General features: G+C 39.2%; 15 protein-coding genes. 6 read left to right on the forward strand and 9 right to left on the reverse strand.

What is annotated here, in order from left to right:
* Positions 1–57: 57 nt before the first annotated feature.
* From ACWXWT_RS04055 to ACWXWT_RS04075, 5 genes are all read right to left on the reverse strand, one after another.
* Positions 58–1,617: an MFS transporter gene (locus ACWXWT_RS04055; RefSeq protein WP_456040329.1), complete on the reverse strand. Its 1,560-nt coding sequence runs from the start codon at positions 1,615–1,617 to the stop codon at positions 58–60.
* Positions 1,618–2,068: 451 nt separating this feature from the next.
* Positions 2,069–4,168: a glycoside hydrolase family 97 protein gene (locus ACWXWT_RS04060; protein ID WP_456040330.1), complete on the reverse strand. Its 2,100-nt coding sequence runs from the start codon at positions 4,166–4,168 to the stop codon at positions 2,069–2,071.
* Positions 4,169–4,345: 177 nt separating this feature from the next.
* The gene (locus tag ACWXWT_RS04065) at positions 4,346–4,867 is read right to left on the reverse strand and encodes a hypothetical protein (protein ID WP_456040331.1); all 522 of its coding nucleotides are present in this window, start codon (positions 4,865–4,867) and stop codon (positions 4,346–4,348) included.
* 13 nt (positions 4,868–4,880) lie between these two features.
* Positions 4,881–5,579 carry a HupE/UreJ family protein gene (locus ACWXWT_RS04070; protein WP_456040332.1) on the reverse strand — a complete coding sequence of 233 codons (699 nt, stop codon included), beginning with the start codon at positions 5,577–5,579 and terminating at the stop codon, positions 4,881–4,883.
* A 795-nt stretch (positions 5,580–6,374) separates the two neighbouring features.
* Positions 6,375–9,143 carry a TonB-dependent receptor domain-containing protein gene (locus tag ACWXWT_RS04075; protein ID WP_456040333.1) on the reverse strand — a complete coding sequence of 923 codons (2,769 nt, stop codon included), beginning with the start codon at positions 9,141–9,143 and terminating at the stop codon, positions 6,375–6,377.
* Between the two features lie 322 nt (positions 9,144–9,465).
* Between ACWXWT_RS04075 and ACWXWT_RS04080 the strand changes: the two genes are divergently transcribed.
* Positions 9,466–11,475 carry an alpha/beta hydrolase family protein gene (locus tag ACWXWT_RS04080; protein WP_456040334.1) on the forward strand — a complete coding sequence of 670 codons (2,010 nt, stop codon included), beginning with the start codon at positions 9,466–9,468 and terminating at the stop codon, positions 11,473–11,475.
* A gap of 424 nt (positions 11,476–11,899) precedes the next feature.
* On the opposite strand, the gene trmY is transcribed toward ACWXWT_RS04080, so the two are convergent.
* Positions 11,900–12,496: a tRNA (pseudouridine(54)-N(1))-methyltransferase TrmY gene (gene trmY, locus ACWXWT_RS04085; protein WP_456040335.1), complete on the reverse strand. Its 597-nt coding sequence runs from the start codon at positions 12,494–12,496 to the stop codon at positions 11,900–11,902.
* 288 nt (positions 12,497–12,784) lie between these two features.
* Between trmY and ACWXWT_RS04090 the strand changes: the two genes are divergently transcribed.
* The 5 genes from ACWXWT_RS04090 to ACWXWT_RS04110 all read left to right on the forward strand — a co-directional run bounded on the left by ACWXWT_RS04090 (position 12,785) and on the right by ACWXWT_RS04110 (position 15,907).
* Positions 12,785–13,186: a GNAT family N-acetyltransferase gene (locus tag ACWXWT_RS04090; protein ID WP_456040336.1), complete on the forward strand. Its 402-nt coding sequence runs from the start codon at positions 12,785–12,787 to the stop codon at positions 13,184–13,186.
* 184 nt (positions 13,187–13,370) lie between these two features.
* Complete coding sequence (locus ACWXWT_RS04095; protein ID WP_456040337.1) at positions 13,371–13,976, forward strand: DUF998 domain-containing protein; 606 nt, start codon at positions 13,371–13,373, stop codon at positions 13,974–13,976.
* Positions 13,977–14,316: 340 nt separating this feature from the next.
* Positions 14,317–15,174 carry an STAS/SEC14 domain-containing protein gene (locus ACWXWT_RS04100; protein ID WP_456040338.1) on the forward strand — a complete coding sequence of 286 codons (858 nt, stop codon included), beginning with the start codon at positions 14,317–14,319 and terminating at the stop codon, positions 15,172–15,174.
* A 25-nt stretch (positions 15,175–15,199) separates the two neighbouring features.
* The gene (locus tag ACWXWT_RS04105; protein ID WP_456040339.1) at positions 15,200–15,397 is read left to right on the forward strand and encodes a hypothetical protein; all 198 of its coding nucleotides are present in this window, start codon (positions 15,200–15,202) and stop codon (positions 15,395–15,397) included.
* Between the two features lie 267 nt (positions 15,398–15,664).
* The gene (locus tag ACWXWT_RS04110; protein ID WP_456040340.1) at positions 15,665–15,907 is read left to right on the forward strand and encodes a YecH family metal-binding protein; all 243 of its coding nucleotides are present in this window, start codon (positions 15,665–15,667) and stop codon (positions 15,905–15,907) included.
* 139 nt (positions 15,908–16,046) lie between these two features.
* On the opposite strand, the gene ACWXWT_RS04115 is transcribed toward ACWXWT_RS04110, so the two are convergent.
* The 3 genes from ACWXWT_RS04115 to ACWXWT_RS04125 form a co-directional block, all read right to left on the reverse strand.
* Positions 16,047–18,035: an alpha-amylase family glycosyl hydrolase gene (locus ACWXWT_RS04115; RefSeq protein ID WP_456040341.1), complete on the reverse strand. Its 1,989-nt coding sequence runs from the start codon at positions 18,033–18,035 to the stop codon at positions 16,047–16,049.
* A gap of 105 nt (positions 18,036–18,140) precedes the next feature.
* The gene (locus tag ACWXWT_RS04120; RefSeq protein ID WP_456040342.1) at positions 18,141–20,060 is read right to left on the reverse strand and encodes a glycoside hydrolase family 13 protein; all 1,920 of its coding nucleotides are present in this window, start codon (positions 20,058–20,060) and stop codon (positions 18,141–18,143) included.
* A gap of 61 nt (positions 20,061–20,121) precedes the next feature.
* Positions 20,122–21,642: a tryptophan halogenase family protein gene (locus tag ACWXWT_RS04125; RefSeq protein WP_456040343.1), complete on the reverse strand. Its 1,521-nt coding sequence runs from the start codon at positions 21,640–21,642 to the stop codon at positions 20,122–20,124.
* Between the last annotated feature and the right edge of the window lie 13 nt (positions 21,643–21,655).

A 21,655-nucleotide genomic window follows, 5' to 3' on the forward strand; every position in this document is an offset into this window, starting at 1 on the left:
GGAGTTCCCCAAAAAAATAATCTTAATCTAGTTACTAGTGACAAAGACTGGTAATCCTTATTGTGTTTGCTTGTCTTGATCTACAAATAGCACCGCAATGCCCGACAACATCATAAATATCCCGCCTAGTACTAACGCGTAAATAGGTTGGCCATCAAAAAATACCTTAAGCAATAAGCCAAGAATACTGGCTGCTAATAACTGAGGGATCACAATGAAGAAGTTAAAAATCCCCATGTAAACGCCCATTTTTTTCGGAGGTAATACACCAGATAACATGGCGTAAGGAACCGATAGAATAGATGCCCAAGCAAAACCAACGCCAATCATCGGTATCCACAAAAGGTTAGGATTTTCAATAAACATAAAGCTGATGAGACCCGCTCCGCCAATAAACATGTTAATGGTATGGGTGAGTTTAATGCCGACGGCTTTGGCTAGAAACGGAATAATAATCGCAGCAATTGCAGCAAAGCCGTTATATGACGCGAATAACATACCGACCCAATCTGCACCGTCATTATAGGCTTGTGATACTACATCAGTGGTGCCGTAATGGTACGACGTAACGGCCGCTGTGGTGTAAATCCACATTGCGAATAGGGCAAACCAAGCAAAAAATTGTACCAGTGCTAGCTGACGCATGGCTTTGGGCATATGAAACAAATCATCGACAACATTAAACGTCATGCCAAATCCGTCGCGTGTTGCTGACGATTCAGTGTTGCTGTTTGACAGTTTGGCTAACTTACGCGAGCAGTAAAGTTGCAACGGTCCGAAGGTGAAAATACCCAAGCTTAAAATATAAAGTTGCTTATCAAGGTCCTGGGTAACAATTGCGAGGGTGAAAATGGCGCCAATAGCCATCCATATAATCGCACCATTTTGATATTGTTTGGCTGTACGCGTATTAACGTTAGTGTCTTGTGCGTCAGTGGGGTCTTGTTGATGAAATTCAGCTAATTGCTCTGGAGAGTATTCTTTGGTTGAAATAATGGTCCAACCCACGGTTAGCATTAGTACCGCGCCACCAAAGTAAAATGCATAGCGCACTGAGTCGGCAATTTCGCCCGCTGGTGCGGTATTTTCGACATCAAATACATTGGTTAAAATATATGGCAAGGCAGATGCCACCACCGCGCCGATACCAATGAAAAAGCTTTGCATTGCATAGCCTTGGGTTCGTTGGTTTTTGGGAAGATTATCGCCGACAAAAGCCCGAAACGGTTCCATGGCGATATTGATCGACGCATCCATAATCCACAACATACCTGCAGCAATCCATAAAGTAGGCGAGTGCGGCATGATAAAGAGTGACAATGTGGTTAATACTGCACCAATTAAAAAATACGGGCGACGACGGCCAAGGCTATTCCAAGTATTGTCACTTAAGTAACCAATGATAGGTTGTACAATGAGGCCCGTGAGTGGGGCGGCAATCCATAAAATGGGAATGTCATCAATGGATGCTCCGAGGGTTTGAAAGATACGGCTGACATTGGCATTTTGCAGTGCGAAACCAAATTGGATCCCCAAAAAACCAAAACACATATTGAAGATTTGCCAAAAATTAAGCTGCGGTTGTTGGGTGATTTGTTTATGATTATTGCCAGACATGTGACATCCTTTTTGGTAAGTCATTGTGCTTACTTCTTTTAATTCTATTGCTAATGTTAGTCTTACTGGTTTTTGTTTGTATCTTCAGTTTAAAGATTTACAGCTAATATGTTGCCAAGTTAGTCATTAGATCTATGTAACGATAGCCAAAAAAATAGCGAATACGCATCTCCCTAAGACGGGTATTCGCCAAGACCTGCACTTTATTCATTGCCGACTTTCGCAAATTATCAACGGATAAAGTTAAACAAGGTACTCTAAAACTGATGATCTCCATGGTCGAAGATTCACCAGAAACGACCCAATCCATTTCGTCCTGCAATCACAGATGAAATAGCTGGGTATATCCTATCCTCGAGCTCGTTGTTGGTACAACTTAATACATACGTATTCATGCCTTTTGGATAACTTAACGCATACGCTTTATTAACATTTATAAGGCTTAATTTGCTTAAAGCGCTTTAAAACGAATTGCAGTACCACCACTGGCAGCTAATGATAAATTTAGGGTGTCTTTTGCAGTAACATTTTTAGACTCAATTACATAATCATAAGGGCTTGTTTGCCAATCCGCTTTATCACCGTCACGATAAATTGTGGCTTGATAATGTTTACCTGGAGTTAAAAAGTTAAGCTTTAGCGTCAATTTTCGTGAGTTTTCATCTGTTAATGCGCCTAGATACCAGTCTTCTGCACCACGTTGTTTTCTTGCAAAGGCTACATAGTCGCCAATTTCACCCGTAAGGGCGATGCTTTCGCTCCAATCTGTTGGTACATCTTGAATAAATTGAAATGCATCTAAGCGTTGCACATAGTTACGTGGTAAGTCTGCAGCCATTTGAATTGGGCTGTACAGCACAACATATAGGGCTAATTGCTTTGTGAGCGTGGTTTTGACTCGGTTAACCGCATCTAGACCTTCTGGTGCTAAATTAAAAATCCCAGGTGTGAAGTCCATCGGCCCAGCCAGCATACGAGTATAAGGTAGAATTGCCGTATGTTCTGGAGTATTAGGTGGGCTTCCCCATGCATTAAACTCTTGGCCTCGCGCGCCTTCACGTGCAATCCAGTTAGGGTAAGTGCGGCGCAATCCTGTGTCTTTTATCGGTTCGTGAGTATTAATGCTAATACCACGTTTTGCGGCTTCTGTAACGCTATGTAGATATTCGTTAACCATAAACTGACTGTCGTGCCATTCATGACGCACTATACCATTTTCATCTATTCGTTTAATATCACCACCGTCTGCCACATAACCTGTCTTAACTTGAGTCACGCCATATTTTTGATATAAATCATAAGCATTACTCATTTGATTTCGGTAATTAGTGACTGAACCAGAAGTTTCATGATGACCAATTAAACGGACATTTTTATTGTGCCCATATTGAGTAACTTCATCAATATCAAAATCAGGATAAGCTTTAGTAAAGCTAAAAACATCACCGTTATCGAACCAACTACCATCCCAGCCTTCATTCCAACCTTCGACCAATACACCATCAAACCCATATTGGGCGGCAAAGTCCATATAACGCTTGGTTTCGCTGGTGGTCGCGCCATGCTTAGGTCCACTTCCCCAGGTATTTTCATCGAGGTGCATACCCCACCAAATGCCAACGTATTTACCTGGTTTCACCCAAGACACATCACCTAATTTATTGGGTTCGTTAAGGTTAAGGATCAGGTCTGAGTTAAGCAGGCCAGAGGCATCTTTAGCTATTTGAATCGTACGCCATGGTGTTGAAAATCCAGGTTGAGTCTTCACGCGAATACCGTCCGACCATGGCGTTAAATCAGCACGTAAAATACCGTCGCGACCTTGATTAAGCACCATAGCAGCATAGTCGGTAAGGGTGGCTTCATGGATACTCAGATGCACGCCATCGGCCGTTCTAAAGGTCATTGGTGTGTGGGCTCGGTCGATTTTATCAAGCGAAGTTGTACGGTATAAATATTCGTAACGGTTCCAACCGCGCCCTGGGATCCACCATGCGGTAGTATGTTGTGGTTCTGGAATCGCAAATTCAGTTAATTCGTCGGTAATATTCAGTTTGGGAGTGTCATTAAGTCCAGCTTGTTTTGGCACCAAGTAGCGAAAACCAATACCGTCGTTAAAGGCTTTAAATTCAATGTCAAAATCGACTTTACCGTTACTCAGGGTCGTCACTATGCGATTGTAATTATCTCTAACATTCTCACGCTCACCCCAAGGTTGCTGCCAAGTTTGGTCAACACTGTTGGAGGTGACATTTTTTATACTGAAATCTACCCCAAATTCACCTAATTGCTGAAATACCAAGCCAAGTTTACTCGGGTTAACCACGGTTTTACCGTTGAAGCTCACTTGATATTCAGGACGACCATTGTTATCAGTCAAACTGATATTGATATGTTTGTCTGGGGATTCGACGTTGACGGTTCTAGCTTGTACCATGCTAGGGACGGTAAGAGTTGCAAATGCTATTGCACTCGACAACACGATAATATTGGGAATAAAGCTTAAATGAGCTGTTGAGGTCGTAGAATGAGTCGAGTTAACGCGCGCCATACAAAATCCTTGTTGTTTATTATTTTATCTTTTCAACAAGCAATATATGACGCTTTTAGATTTTACAGCAAAGATCTGCATACGTATTCAGTGTGCAAGCTGAAAACCATTGTAAATAACGATCTCTATATCGAAGCTGTGGGGTGTTCACGGTGGTCATGTATATTCGCTCGCTCATTACTTTAAACCGATAACTCTATATTGTCCTTTTACTGACAAGTGAACGGTTACAGGGTGATTTGACTTATTTTTCCAATACCACCCGTGAGAACCTGCAAAAGGTGCGGTAAAACTGCCTTTCACATCATCCGATATCGCGATGACATAGCTTTCATAATATCCAGTAGTATCTCCCTTTGGTTCGCCGTGTAGATCAAAAAATAATGATGTTCCATCGGTTACCCATTCATAACTCATTTTATCAAATTGCTGCATTTCAAATTTATATTCTATTCCTCGCTCAGCTGGCACTACTACGGCTATCTTTCTATACGTATCGGAGCCTATTGTTGAAACACTTATTGGTACTTCAGATTCAACAGTCGGCGCTAATCTGGTAACACCTAATTTTTGGCCAATTCCAGTTAGATCTATATTGTATTCGGCCGGCAAAATGAGTATCACTAGAACAATACCAGCTGCCATAATTGCCGTTAAGGAAGCTTTAATTAATGTACTGCTGCTTACAGTCGGTTGCATGTGTTTCTCATTGTTATTGGTTGATTATGTAGCCTGCAAGTTGAAAACCAATCAACATAACACCTGCGCTCATAAGTAGAGTATTGGTAAATGTTGAAAAACGTTGAAATGAAGACCATTTTCGCCATGTATTAATTATTATCAAAATAACGGCTAATGCTGCAAATTGGCCAAGTTCTACACCAATATTAAAGGCCACTAAATTGGTAGTAAGTCCATCTTTTGGTAAATTAAATTCCTGTAACTTTGTCGCTAAACCTAAGCCATGAAACAATCCGAAAATAAACACAGCCCACTGGGTATTAGGCTGCCAATTGAAGCAACGTTTAAAACCACCTAAATTATCAAATCCTTTGTACACGACGGACAAACCAATTACGGCATCAATCAAGAAAGCATTTATTTTCACATCACCTAACACGCCTAGTAGTAGAGTGGTGCTATGCCCAATAGTGAACATAGTGACATACAAAAATACATCACGACTTCTATATAAAAAAAAGATAACGCCAAGCAGAAATAATAAGTGATCATAACCGGTAATCATATGCTTAGCACCAATGTAGAGAAATGGTACGAACTGCACGCCAGTATTTTGTTCTAAAAAAGCACGCGTATTGTCATCAACCCCATGAGATAAAGCTTCGGTGCTAATGAAAGTTATGCCGATGATAATAGCGAATAAGCAATAACTTGATAGTTTACGAATCATTGGATAACTGCAAAGTTTTTGTGTCAATCAAAATTGATACCTTTTATTTATGTACAACACTATCTAGCACAGAGATACTGGAAGCATACTTTGACACAGAGCTCGATTACAGAGCAAACATTTAAGCTTCAATCCATTGAAATATATTAATCATTCAACACATGTAAACTGCTTTCTTTTTCGATAGAAAACGTCGGTGTTATATGGTTGCTGAATAAAAGATTATACCAATCCTATTAAATATATGATCTTTCAGCGGGAGTTCAAAGTGCTGTAGGCAAGGCAGATGATTGAAGCGAATAGTGATCCTCGGTAACAAGCTCCTGCGTTACTCCACCTCCAGCATCTGACCGCCATGGAGGGTGGGAATGTCTTATTTTTTATGGAAAAAAATAGACCATGCAGCCGTATTTTGAAAGCATCTAACGAAGCATAAAGGACTTTAAAAACCGCCAGAATGGAGTCTCTCAGGTATTCCACTTCTGTGTTACATCGATTTAAAAGGCAACAACCATTTCTACATCAATGTACCTTGAATTGAAAAACCTGAGAGACTCTGAACTGACCAGATATTTAATGAGATTGGTATTATATGCCTAGTTAATATGGCAGGGGGGATTAGCGCTTGTTATCATCTATTACGGTACATTCTTGATCTTCTACTCAATAAGATTGAACACCAGGCAGCCTTCTAAAGGCGTAGGTAACTCTTGATGGGTAAATGGAGTGGTTAAAAATAAAAAATGATAGTAAAGAGACTTTACTATCATTTTCATATTAACGCTTTAAGTCATGTTAGAATTTATAGCTGACTTCTGCACGATATGCCGCACCAATTGCCGCGCCAGGATATGAGAAGCTGTTGTAATATGGCCATTCGTCATGTGTAACATCCGTTTCAGGACGTTCGTTGAAAATATTTTCACCACTTATAGCAACGGCTAAATTATCATTAACCTGATAAACAACACTCATGTTAAATGTGTAATAAGCTTTTAAACGATCCACTTTAAAGTTTTCGCCAGTTTCAGTATTATAGTTCTCACTAGGTTGTTCCCAAACAGGAACTGAACCAGTGCGATCACCACGTAGAGCCACAGCCCAATCTTGATATTTCCAAGTTAATACTAAGTTAGTTTTTGAACGTGGTTCAGAATTATCTTGATCGTCTCTAATATCTTCAACTGGTGAGTCAGCATTAGGTTGATATTTAGTGCTAAGAATATGTGTCCATCCCATAGAAGCACCAAATTCGCCATATTCGGTATCCAAAAGATAATTAATCTTTGCATCCAGACCACTTTGTTCATACAACGCTTTGTTTTCTGGGGTTACTTGAATATATTCGACATCTCCTTCATTTGGAGAGCCTGCACCTGCTCTTACAACTTTAGCCGCATTATTAGTACATTCGCTACTGCTAGAGACTTTACCGCCTAACTCATATTTACAGTCATATTCAAGATCTAAAATATCTTGTTCGCTTTCATCTGAAATCAAATCTTTTAAGCTGATATTATAATAATCTAACGTAAAGCTAAGATCTTCAACAGGTTCGACTATGATACCAACTCCCCAGTTTGTCCCTTTTTCTTCCTCTAAGGTTTTACTACCAGAACGCTTACCTTCAAGGCTGGTTGTTTCACATGAACTCGCACTTGGTACGAAATTAGGGTCATCATCATGTTCATTGACTCGGCAATCTATATAATCATATGCACTAGTAAAATAACCAGAATCACCAGCAAATACATAATGCATATCAGGTGCTCTGAAGCTCTTACCCCAATTCGCACGGAATTTTAGCTCATCCATAACCTTGTACGTTAGATTGACTGAAGGTGATAATCGCCCACCGACATCGGTAGTATCATCATCATATTTATCATAACGAGCGGCTAAACCAAGATCTAAATTTTCAATAATTGGCACAAGTAATTCAATACCAGCAGCATAACGGCTACGGTCACCACCGCCTTCAGTACCAGTTAAGCCTTGCCAGCCCATCCCTTCATCATTTAGCGTACGTTCATCCTGCGTAAGCTCATATCCCTGCTTATTATATTCAAGTACGGCAGCAAACCCAACGGCTCCTGCTGGTAGCTCAAATAAATCTCCGTTAATATCGGCAGAGAACGTTCTAGAATATGAATCCCCAACAATGACTTGGGTTCCAAGTAATTGGTCACGGATCTCTGGGGTAATTACATCGTATAAACCAACAGGTGCATCACCATTATATAAGCCGTATACATTATCGATTGCACCTAGAAAGAGCTCGGTAACTTTCTCTTCTTTCATCCAATCACGATTACTTTCATAATCATAACGACTCTCTGAATAATAAACTTGCCAATTATATTCATTATCAATGTCACCCTTTAACCCAACTGTGACATTATAAGTTTGTTCATCGAATGTCGTTGTGCGTTGGCCCATTTCGTTAAAATTGAAGATACGCTGAGATAATACATAATCTTTTGTACCGCCAAAATTTCCCGAACCGTCAGGGGTATCCATTAGCAAATATTCACTGTAAAAATGGCGAGAACCAGATACTGATGAATCGACTTTAGAAAACATGGTGTCTGCGAATAACTGTAAATTATCATTGATATCATATGTACCAAATAAATAACCAGTTAACGTTTCACGTTCATTTCGAATCGTTCTATCACCCGTTGTATCTATACCACAGTAATTACCAAAACCTTCACGTTCAGTATAAGCATAACCAGAACCTGAATCGATACATGCTTGTTCACCTGGGTCTCGATACGCTCCAGCAAATGGGTCGTATGACAAAATACCTCTTGATAATGGACCTGCACCCGCTGGGTTATCATCAACAGAATCCATAAAATCACGTTCATGAGAATATATAGGTTCTTGTTTATAAAACTCTACTGTGCCGCCCAGAGAATAATTTGAACCCGTTTTACCACTTGTTATAGAAATGCGCGATTGCTCACCGCCACCTTCAGTAGTTGCCCCAAACATCGCATTAACTGTAGTTTCATCAATATCTTTTTTCAAAATAATGTTCACTACACCAGCAACCGCATCTGAGCCATAAATCGCTGAAGCACCTTGAGTCAAAATTTCAATTTTATCAACGGCAGAAAATGGAATACCACTTAAGTTAACAAAGTTACTTTGCCCATTATAAGGTGTTGGGTTTTCTGCTATACGTCGTCCGTTTAGCAACACTAGAGTATAACCAGGCCCAAAACCACGAAGGTTAATTACGTCAGCATTAGGCGTAAAGCCGCCCTGTGCGCCGTATTCATTACCTTGAGCTGTACCTGTATTTTGTGACAAGCTCTGTAATGCATCAAAAGCAGTAGAAAAACCTTCACTTTTCATATCTTCAGCTGTTAACACAACTACTGGCTGAGCATTTTCTAAGTCGGTTCTACTTATGCGACTACCAGTTACTTCGATTTTTTCTATTTTATCTTTATTATCGATATCTTCTGCGGCAAATGTGACTCCAGCAACAGATACTGATGCAGTTAATAAACTGAAGTTAATTGCTCTACTCAATTTTGTTAAATTGTTCATTTTCACTCCCTGAGACCTACCAATAACGCTTTAGTAAGGTAAAGATAGATACAAAACCTATTTTTATGTTAACGTTTAAGATTAATGTTAACTTTATTACAACAAATATAAACTATTACATTAAAACCTTAATGTAAACATTGTTGTATAATTGTAAGGTAAAAATGCGATATGTTACCTTTTAGTCAGGTTTAGAACGTTAAAACTTAGCTTTTGAGTGACACCTAACATAAATGTAGGGTCGGTAAAATTTTTATATAAGAAGTACAGCCAATCACAAGAATGCAGGCATGCTTAAGGTTGTATTAAAAGGAAGATAGATATGAAGGTAGTAATGATAAAAATGATAAAAATGATAAAAATGATAAAAATGATGAAATATATAGCAACATCACTAATCTTATTTTTTTGTGTATCGTCAATGGCAAGTACTTCAATTAATCTTGAGGGATTTGCAAAACATAACATGTTCAATAATATAAGAATATCCCCCAACGGTGATTACTTAGCTGCAACTTATCCATATAAAGAACACAAACGATTAGCCATTATCAACAATAAAGATCAACAAATTATCTGTAATTTTTTCTTTGGCGAAGAGGAATCTGTTCAGAATTTTTGGTGGGCAAATGAAGATCGCATCATTATGACCATTTCGACTCAATTAGGGCAGTATGCCGCTCCATTTTTAACTGGAGAACTATTCGCAGGTGATGCTGATTGTAGTAATAAGCTACAACTTTTTGGCGTTAGAAACAGTGACAGTGCTGCAGCCAATCTAGAAAGTTTGCTAATGGATGACCCTAAAAACATATTAATATCCTCTAATTTAGAAAAAAAGCAATATAACAGTTTGTATAAGTTAAATATTTATAATGGAAAGCGAAAGTTAGTAGAAAAAGCTGACTATGAAAATGCATCAATTATTCTCGATAATAATGATAAATGGCGAGTAAGCGAATCATATAAAACTGAACGAGATGGCCTTTTGAAAGCAGAAGCTTCGGGTGAGTTGGTAACCTATTTCCGAGATCAGGAGAATAAATGGAAAACGTTATCTCTTGCTGATTTGACGAGAGCTAGCTCTAAAGGGACTACCAAAGTTATAGGGTTTAATGCCAATAACGAATATATGTTTACATCGGATAATATTGAAGCCAGTACTGTTGGTATATATAGAATTAAATTAGAAGATGGTACGCGTGAACTGATGTATCGAAACAATGTAGTTGACGCTTATCCATTTGTTGATATTTACACGGCAAAAAATGGTAAGCGAGTTAGGGAAACTGTAGGTGCCATTATTAATGATGGGAAACCAGAAGTCGTTTTTTTTGATGAAACGAGTGAGTTTGCAAAAGAGTACCGTGGTTTACAACAAGCATTTCCCAATCAAATGCTAAGAGTGACATCAAAAACCAGTGATAATCAGACATGGGTATTATTTAGCTATTCAGATGTGAACCCAGGAAAATTTTATCGGTATGATAGAAAGAATAAAAAAGTATCATTTTTAGCTGCTTCTAAACCTTGGATTGATGAGAAAAAAATGTCTCATAAAACGCCAATCAGTTTTATTGCTCGAGATGGGTTAAAAATTCATGGTTATTTGACCACCCCTAATGGTAATGAAGGTAAAAACTTACCGTTAATAGTACATCCACATGGCGGGCCGCATGGGCCAAGAGACTATTGGCAATTTGATGATGAAGTACAAGTATATGCCAGTGCAGGTTACAGCGTTCTACAAATTAATTTTCGTGGGTCTGGCGGTTACGGAAGAGAATTTGAAGATAGCGGTTATGGTCAGTGGGGCGGAGAAATGCAAGACGACCTAACTGATGGTACTTTGTGGGCGATTAAGCAAGGATACGCTGATAAAGATAAGATTTGTATCTCAGGTTCTAGTTATGGCGGTTATGCTTCGTTGATGGGGGTAGTTAAAGAGCCTGATTTGTATAAATGTGCAATTGGTTATGTTGGAGTGTACGATTTACCTTTAATGTTTAATAAAGGTAATGTTGCTGAAAGGCTTGGCTGGGGGAAAAGGTATATGGAGCAAGCATTTGGTGGAACAGAAGCTGAAATGAAAAAAAACTCCCCATCGTACAACGCAGATAAGATAAAAGCAGGGGTATTTATTATTCATGGCGGTAGAGATGAACAAGCGCATTTTGAAAATGCGTATGTAATGAGGGATGCCTTAATCAAATCTGGCAATACACCTAAATGGCTTTGGAAATCTACTGAAGGTCATGGATTTTATGATGAAGACAATCGTAAAGAACTTTATACAGAAATGCTAAACTTTCTAAAAATTTATTTAAATTAATAAGCAAATTTAATGATGGTGCTTTAAGGCCATCATTAAAGAAATTGATTTTTTAAGTTGACAGTATATGGTTTCTATCCAAACGTAAAAGTAAGCGTTACCCATTTTGATAAGGATGTCGTTGCACCAAGTCAAAATGAGTAACGCTCATTATTTATATCAATAACCCATCGTCACGTTGAATTGTTTGGTTAGTATTCACATACTCTATTTGGGTCATTAAGATCTCTACACACTACGAATATTAATTAATGTGGTGAGCCATAGTTGCATTTACCAGGATAGAGCGTTGTCATTGCTGATTAGAAGCATGCTTGTAAAGTGTTATTTGAGGAATTACATACAATCACATCAGAAAATATAATAAACCAACCAAGTATTTGTTTGCTAACAAATCGGTAATTTGGATTGTTGTGTGTATTTATTACAATCTCATATCTAACTCATTATGGATCAACACCACACATTGCGACGCAAACAGCATTCTAGGCCCTAAATTAATGTGTTGGGTACCCAGACGCTTTAAGCTATTAAAGCTCTTTTTAGGCATAGGAATATGATCAGTTAGTAGAAAACAAGGATTGTTAGCAAACTCAATTTCTCGCACAGGAGTGCCTTTTTTCTCTAACATATACAGTTGATAGTCTTCTGCTAACTCTTGCACCAACTTTTCAAAACTTACTGTCCGCACGGTAATGCCTGGTTCAACCTCGCGCAATTGTTCTTTCGTCATTCCCTTAGATGCTGCTAAAGCTTTGGCGATTTGATGAGTGAGATTCTGCTCATGAAAGCCACCAATATGACCTAATTCACTTGAACGAAAGCAAATGGTGCGCGAAAAATCGAGGGTGCTTTCTAACACTAAATACACCACCACATCATCTCGATGAGATTGGGCGACAAAAATAGTGTTCATTAACGTGTGGGCTAAAATTTCAGTGTGAGCCGATTGACCTATACCAGCCAAAAATTGCTGACTATCGACAGGAGCCGCTCTGGCTCGAACTACAAAAGCGCGCATTGTAAATCCTAATAAGAAAATTGGAGCAATAAGTATGATAATTGAGTTGGATAATCAATCAGCCATTGCGCATGGTATTGACTGTATTATCACAGCTTTACGCCTGTCTGTAACGCGTTTAATCTAATGGTTGTAATTTTATAGAATATTGAGTCGTTGAATGACTTAATGAGTTTGTTTGATCCTTGATTAAACCCTAAGCTGAAGTTGTGTTGTTTAGAGAGTGTATAATGATGGTTTTTAAACCAATAAATTCCATTTCACGAGGTCACTAGCCTAAGGATGTTTATGATTGTTATTAGAAAAGCATCAGAGATTGATGTTCAAGCTATTTACTCCTTAAGAAACCGCGCCATTATTGAAAAATGCTCAAGTTTTTACAGTTCAGAGCAATTGACATTATGGACTCAAGGCGATATTTCAGCGGTCTTGGTTGACGATATTGTGGATTATTTTTATGTTTCATTACTTGATGATAAGGTTATTGGTTGTGGCAAGGTTAACCTCGAAACCGGAATGAACGATGCAATTTTTGTTGATCCCGACCATTTTGGCCTAGGTGCGGCAAAGTTGATGCTGGTATTTCTTGAACGTTTAGCGCTAGACAATAATCTCGAATTATTGCAACTTGAATCAACGCTAAATGCAGCCTCATTTTATCGTGCTTGTGGTTTTTTGGCGATAAAATAACGACGTATCATTCTCCAAGGGGAATTAGTTTGGATTGTATTCCGATGCAAAAGAGCCTGTCACCATTAAGCACAACGGTTCAAGATAACATTTAACCCGCTACAACTCGTCGGGGAACTATTGCTAAAGTGAATATTTTACTGTTATCGGAATGATGGATTGTGCATACATAAGGAGTTTGGCGGTGTTTGAGCGTTTTGTTATTTATTCAGGCTTAATTGCAACAATCTGGATCGTCATTGGAGTATACATCGCAGGTCGGTTTTATAGCGGATATGATCATGGGAAGCAATTTTGTAGTGAACTAGGGGCTGCTGGTAGTCCAACAGAAAAACTGTCGCCAATTATAAATAATTACCCATTAGAATTACTGTTTAGCTTGTTTGGTTGCTATTTAGCACAACTTACAGACGTCTCTCTTTTGGTCAATATTACGGGCTGGTTAGTGATTGTCCATGGAATTGCTACTTGGGTGGCGGGTTATTTTCCTATGGATGCCGACCCATTTACAAAAAGCCCAACGGTAAGTTGTAAAGTACATTCTTGGGCTGGCTTCATCATGTTGCTTTCGTTAACTGTCGCCCCCATTCTTATTGCGATAAGCCCAACAACAGATATGATCCCATTGTATTTTCGTTTCTTTTCAATTTTTTCCGTTATCGCAACGATTTATTATCTTTTTGCTATGGCTAAAGCGATAAAAAATCAAAGCAAACCTGGTGTTTATCAGCGTATCTCTTATGGTTGTCAACTTATTTGGCTGAGTGTGTTCTCGATAATTTTGGTATGAGGCGCTTAATTAACTCATTGTTATATTGGCTTATTTTAAGCTGCTTTTACATTGATAAATTGCTCGTTTACTGCTTTGGCTTGTAATCAAAACAAACTATCACACTAAAACCATGTTCTAGATCGAAACTCAGCACTATGTATGGTCAAATAATGTTAAATATCAAATACAAAATCGCCGTAATGGGTGAATATCTCCGTGAGTATCCAAAGCTAATTGAATTATAAAATGATGTCATTGATCAATAAGCGCGATAAAAAAACGGCTTAAGATAAATCAATGAGCAGTATGTTTTAACGTTATCCCGGATGTGAACGATCCACAAAAGAAGGAGCATTCCATGTTGCAATTTATCCCCGTATTTGATGGTAATACCATTGCTATTCGTGCATCAGGACAATTAACAAGAGAGGATTATCAGAGTTTTTTACCGCAACTTGAAGAGCAAATTAATCAATTAGATAAAGTATCCTTACTTTTTGAGTTTGATAATTTCTCCGGTTGGGACTTTGATGCCATCAAAGATGACTTTAACTTTGGCATGAAGCATATTCATGATTTTGATCGCATAGCGATGGTTGGCGATAAGTCATGGGAACGTTGGATTGCTATCTTGGCTAAGCCGTTTTTATCATCCAGTGAAGTGCGTTATTTTAACCGAGAAAATCTGCAAGATGCTTGGGACTGGTTGCGTGAAAAGCAAGAGCTTGAAAAGTCAGCAGAACAGTTGAAACCTTATAATAGTATTGTGGTTGCCGTGGATTTTTCTTTGTATTCAAAGCGTGCGTGCAAACGTGCGATAGAATTAGCTAACTATTATCAAGCTTCGTTAACATTGCTAAATGTTGTTCAAGAGGTTATTCCTTATACACTCTATGGCGATCCAGTGGGCAATAATTTTGTTGATTTAAGCATTATCGAAACACAAAATAAACAAGGTATTGATGCTGCTCAGTCCCAGATGAACGTTTTTGTAAACGATCTGGATACCGATTATCCCATTGACACCAAAGTGATTTGTGGTGAAGTCAATTATGGCATTGTGTCATTTTTGGAAGCTCGGCATGTTGATTTAGCTATTTTTGGGGCAAAAAAGAAAAAAGGCATAAACAAGTTATTGGGCTCAGTGCCGAGTTATGTCCAAAATCATAGTCGTTGTGAAATATTAATTGTTCCGGTTCAAGAATCTGTGTTCTAACGAGTTACGGCAAAGGAGTTACGATATGTCCGATATACAAGATATAGAAATTGAACGTTACCAAGACAATATCACTGAAGACTTACGTAAAGTAGTAGAAAAGTATCGGGAAATCATGGCTTGGGATGTTCCTGATAATGACACTGTTGAGGCTGATAGACTGATATTTGAAGCTATTCATTGTGCGGTTACAGAAATGGAAGAAAGCGCAGCAAAAACCTAAAACCATTAAAGTTAGGGTTAATAAAGTAGATGTCATTACATGCTTCTATTTTATTTATGGCTAATCTATTGAGTATTTATCTACAAAGCTTTGCTAAGTTGATTTAAGGCACTATCACAAACACATATGTGGTGGAGATGTGCTGTATCAATGTTGACTGAGGCCTCAAAAAAAGAATATTTATTAGGGCTTGTGGGTGAGATCAGTGTTTATGAAAAGGTAATGGATTATAAAGTATAAAAAATTTACACCTTAATTGGAGATACCATGTCTGAATCAGTGCACGGCCATCAAGTGATGGAGATGATGTTAACCCACGGCTCTGCGTTAACAAAGCAAGATCTTAAAACTATGATGCATAATAAATTTGGTACTGAAGCTCGTTATCATACCTGTTCTGCAAATGCGATGGATGCAGAGATGCTGATTGATTTTTTAGAAGGTAAAGGTAAGTTCATCCCGAGTGAAGGCGGCATTACCACTGCTGAAGATAAAATCTGTAATCACTAGGATCTGATAGTCTTTGTTGGTTATATTTTGCTCTTAAAAAAGCGCTTTAATCGAAGCGAGTGGTTTGATGCCTAAAAATCTAAGCTACACTCGCTTCAAAAAAATCAATTACTTTAAGGCGCTCTAAGCCTTTATCTAATTATCTTTTTACTTCAAGAATGACAGATTGCAAAGGGGCTAATTTAATATCAACACTGGCACTGCCATCTTGATTAAGTATGAGCTCTTGACTGAGTTGAGCGTTTTTTAGCAAATCTGTCAGTTTTGCATTTCCCATAAGATGCCAAGTTTGTATTAATGTCTTTGGTAACTCAAAAGTAAATAGTTTGCTTTGGGTTTGACTGAAATTACTGACGATGAGCAATTGCTGCTCAGTGTTAAAACGACTGAAAGCGAATACATTGTTGTCATATCCAACAACCTGTTTTTTGCGTTGAAAGCTATCTAATTCCATATAGTTACCGCTAAGAGCTGATGCTGTGTGGCTTAGATTTAATAGCGTTTGATAATATGCGCGCAGGGCTTTCTCATCAGCGGTTGATTGCCCGCCATCGAACTTACCGTTATTCATCCAACGTTGATGTGCGGGTACGCCAACATAATCAAAAATACTTGTTCGAGTGGGTTGACCAAAGCCTGCATTTTTAGCGCCTGGCTCGCCAACGTCTTGGCCGAAATATAATAAGGTAGGCGAACGGCTTAAGGTGGTAGATATCACCATAGCTGGTAGGGCATGGTGTGAATGACCCGCAAAGTCAGCGGTGTTAATACGTTGTTCGTCGTGGTTTTCTAAAAAGTGCAGCATATGCTGGTCGATGTCACTGACTTTGGCTTGTACAGTCGCAATGGCTGCCGCGCTGGCTTTACCCTGAATAATAGCTTTTAAGGTGTCATATAAATCAACTTTGTCATACAAGTAATCCATTTTACCTAAGTGAATATAATCGCGATATAAATCGGGGTTATACACTTCAGCTAAAATAAACGCATCTGGGTTAGTGTGTTTAATGTGGCTGTTAAGATAGCTCCAGAATTCCACAGGTACCATTTCGGCCATGTCGTAGCGAAATCCATCGACACCTTTAGCTAACCAATACTGGGTAATGTGCTCAAACTTACGCCATGAATCGGGAATATCATCGGCAGCTTGTGCTTGCCAAAAGGCTAAATGTTCGGCTGCGGTTTTATTTGCATAATCATTAGGCAGTGTAGGGAAGTCATAGCTACCATCGGGTTTGACTCCGTAGTTTATTTTGACCGTTTCGTACCAATCATTGATGTCAGGTTTGGCTACGCGCGAGCCATTGCCGGTCCACTTGGCTGGTGACTCATAAAATTGACCGTCATTGAGGGGATGTGCTTCACCACCTAGTGGTTGATATCCCTTTGACGCATCTGGGACTTGAAAGTCTTCACCCACCACATAATAGAAATTGTTGTGCTTGCTATAGACCTGAGTCTTATCATCGTTGACGCCAAAGTCTGACTTGCCTTTAGGTGCTGAAATAGAATGATAATTCCGTGCGACATGGTTAGGCACTATGTCTATAATCACTTGCATGCCATTGGCGTGAGTGCGGTCGATTAAGGCTTCAAATTCAGCCAATCGATTAGCCGGATTATCAGCTAAATCTGGATTAACGTTATAATAGTCTTTTACCGCATATGGTGAGCCCGCGCGACCTTTTACTACATCAGGATCATCATTACCAATACCATAAGCCGTATAGTCATTAATTAATGCATGGTGTGGCACGCCGGTATACCAAACATGGGTGGTGCCAAGTGACTTAATATCTTGTAATGCTACATCAGTAAAATCGCTGAATTTACCCACACCGTTATCTGCAATAGTTCCCCATGGCTTGTTGCTAGTATTGGTGTTGCCATACAGGCGAGTGAATACCTGATAAACCACAGGTTTGGTTATTGTATTAATGGCTTTGTTGTTTTCATCAATGTTGATATCTGGCTGTGGTTGAGTTGACTCAGCTATAACGGGCTTGATTGACACTGTTGGTGTATTCTTCTGATGGCAACCACTTATCGTTAGACAGAAGCTTAAACCAATACTACAGATTAGTGGGTAGGTGTTAAGCAATAAAAAAGCAGGTGAATGTAATCGCATAGGTTCTCGTTATGTTTCTAATTATTGAGCCTTAAGGCAATGGATTTGGCTTAAACATACTGTGCGAGTCAATCAATATGATTGTCTCGCACAGTATTATTGGCATTAATGATTAAGCGCCAATATCGTTACGCCTTTTTTTGCCAGTTTTAGTGGTTGATTTAGTACTTGTGTTTGCTTGTTAATGATATCGATGCCTTGAGTATTGCCATTAAAGACTCCGCTAAAACGGCTTAGATCAAGTTCAACGGCTTGTTCATTTTTGTTATAAACAATTAATAAAGTTTCATCATTGAAATGACGACTCTGTACGTAAATGCCGTCTTTAGGTACAAAATGATGTAAATCTCCTTGCTGTATCGCTTGCGAGGTTTTACGGTAATTCAGTAGCGTTCGCATAAAATTCAACGCTTGTTTTTGTTCTGCATTTAAGCCTTGATGACTAAAGACATTGACGCTGTCTTGTGGCCACCCTCCAGGGAAATCGGCGCGTACAGCACCGTCGTTACGCTCTCCTGTTGGGCTTTGCATTAGTATTTCTGACCCGTAAAATATTTGTGGAATACGGTTACTGGTAAGCACATAGGCCATGGCCATTTTATACAGTTCAATATCGTTATTCATTAAGCTGTAGATACGATTGGTATCGTGATTGCCCTCAAATAAGACTAGCTTGCTAGGCTTGGCATACACCACATCATTTGCCAGTATTTTATAAAGCTCAATAAAGCCTGAATCCCATCCTTCTTTGTCGGTTAAGCTTGATATAAGTGTTTCATACACTGGGAAATCCATCATGCTTGGTGCAAATGATTGATAACCATCTGCATTTATCTTACCTGCTTGCCAATAACTTACTGTTACAGGATTACCACTCCATTCCTCACCCACAATATTAAAATGAGGGTATTCATCCATAATGGCTTTTGACCATGTGGTTAGAAACGTTTTGTCTGCATAAGAGTAAGTATCTTCCCTTATGCCACTTAACCCTGCATATTCAATCCACCAAATACTATTTTGGATTAAGTAAGTGGCCATGTGCGGATCGCGCTGATTGAGATCCGGCATGGTGACGTCAAACCAGCCATCACTGAAGTCGCTAATATCTTCGCTAACGGCATAAGGGTCTTGTACTGTGGTGCGTCTGTGGCTTGAGTAACTAACATCGGTTGGATTTTTTAGCCAACGAGATTGGTCATTTATCCAAGTGCTGCTTGGCATATTGTTTATCCATTGATGGCCTGATCCCATGTGATTAACAACCACATCTTGAATGATACCAATACCAAGTGTTCGCGCTTCTTTTACTAAGGCTTGATATTCTTGATTACTGCCAAAGCGTGGATCAATTTTATAAAAATTGGTGGTGGAATAGCCATGATATGAATATTTTTGTTGGTTATTTTCAAGCAGAGGATTAATCCATAACTGAGTAACGCCTAAGTCATGTAAGTAGGGCAGTGCTTTGCGGATCCCCATAATATCGCCACCATGACGGCCACCATCAAAACTACGATTAGCTTGTTCAAGCATATCGGGATGGTTGTCATTATCTGGATTGCCATTAGCAAAACGGTCTGGAGTGATTAAATAAATCACATCTTTATTGCTAAATCCTTGACGATCACGAGAGCCTTTTTGGCGGGCTTGTAGTGCATAATCAAATTGCTCAACCAATTGATCGCCTTTAAATAAACCCAAGGTTAGCTGCTGTGGTTTAGCGAGACTTAAATCAAGGTTTACAAATAAATGGTCGTTGCTGTTCGTCTTATCAACGTTGCTGAGCATGACACCGTCAGCCTTGATTAATTTCACTTGGGTGTCGCGAATGTTATCGCCGGCAATCAACAGTTGTAACTTCGGTTGTTGCATACCTGCCCACCATGACATTGGTTCTACGTTAAGGGTGGCACTGGCTGACATGGTAATGCCACTGAGTACACAACCCAATAAATAGCTTGCTGCTAGTGTACTGATACTGCGCGGGGGCGATTTTTTCGAAGCGGGATAGAGTATGGGCATAATGATTAATCCTGTATTGTTTCTTTTTATTGGCTTATTGATACTTATGTTAAACAATCGGTTAAAGAGATTTAATGTAGTCTTCATGTGTCGTCATTTGTTTAACCGTCGTGGAGATAACTTTTCGGATATTGGCTAAATACTCGGTAAGATCGACAGGGCTGACCGATCGCGTGAGTGGATGAAAATCTGTTGGAATGATGCCTTGCCCAAGCATGACTTGTAACCATGACACTTCAGTAAATAATTCATCTTTATGCCTAAATATTGTTGCGGTAGCGCCAAATAAATCGATTTTCTGTTGTAAGCTTTCGGGAATATCCATATCGCGACATTGTTGCCATAAACCGTGTTCACCGTTGGCCGATTGTTTTGCATTGAGGCGGTAGTGCAAAATAATAAAGTCGCGGATTTGTTCAAACTCAGTTTGTGATTGGCGATTAAACTCTTCTACGTGTTGAGGTTGGATACCATGATGGGGAAATAATTTGGTTAAGCGAATTATTGTCGATTGCACTAAATGCAGGCTGGTGGATTCTAGGGGTTCTAAAAAACCACTGGATAACCCAATTGCAACACAGTTTTTATGCCATTGTTTGACGCGTCTGCCAGTGGTGAAGTTTATTTTACGCGGCTCGGCCAATGGTTTTCCATCAAGGTTGGTTAATAAATGCTGTTTTGCTTGTTCGTCGCTCATAAATTGGCTGCTATAGACTATGCCATTACCTGTACGATGTTGTAGCGGTATTCGCCATTGCCAACCTGCATCATGGGCGATGGCTTTGGTGTAAGGTGTTAGCTGCGAGGCCCTTTCACTAGGCACAGCGTATGCGCTGTCACAAGGTAGCCAATGTTGCCAGTTATCAAAGGTAACCCCTAAAACTTGGCCGATTAATAGTGAAGAAAACCCTGAGCAATCAATAAATAAGTCACCTGATACCGTTTGACCATTGTCTACTGAAACGCTCGCTATATTCCCCTCTGTATCTAGCTTGGTTGCGTTGATCTTGCCTTCAATACACGTCACACCTCGCTGAAGGCTGTATTGCTGCAATAAGTCAGCATAAAGACTGGCATCGAAATGATATGCATGTGTAATTCCACTCATTTGTGTTTGTGCAATATTCTGAATGGGTTGGAACTTATTGTTTTTAGCTGCTTGATAATTAAGAGAATATTTCCACAAATCTTTTGTGGGGTATTTGTTGTTAATGTTTGTATTGTTGGACAGGGAACTTAACCAATAGTGATGAAAAGCGGTAAAACCTAAGTCGCGACCAACATTACCAAAGGCGTGCATGTAAGTGTCGCCTTTTTGATGCCAGTTTTCAAATTCGATGCCTAATTTGAAGGTTGCTTGAGTTGCTTTAATAAACTCGCTTTCTTGAATACCCAAAATACTGTTAAATATCTGTAAGGGTGGAATGGTTGCTTCTCCCACGCCTATCGTGCCTATCGCTGCGGACTCTATAAGGGTGATATTGAGCTGGGATGCAAATAATTTGCTCAACATGGAAGCCGTCATCCAGCCAGAGGTCCCACCACCAACAATGACAATATTTCTAATGTGAGTTTGCTTCATTGTTATCGCCTTA

Source organism: Shewanella sp. A22 (genome assembly GCF_053850585.1).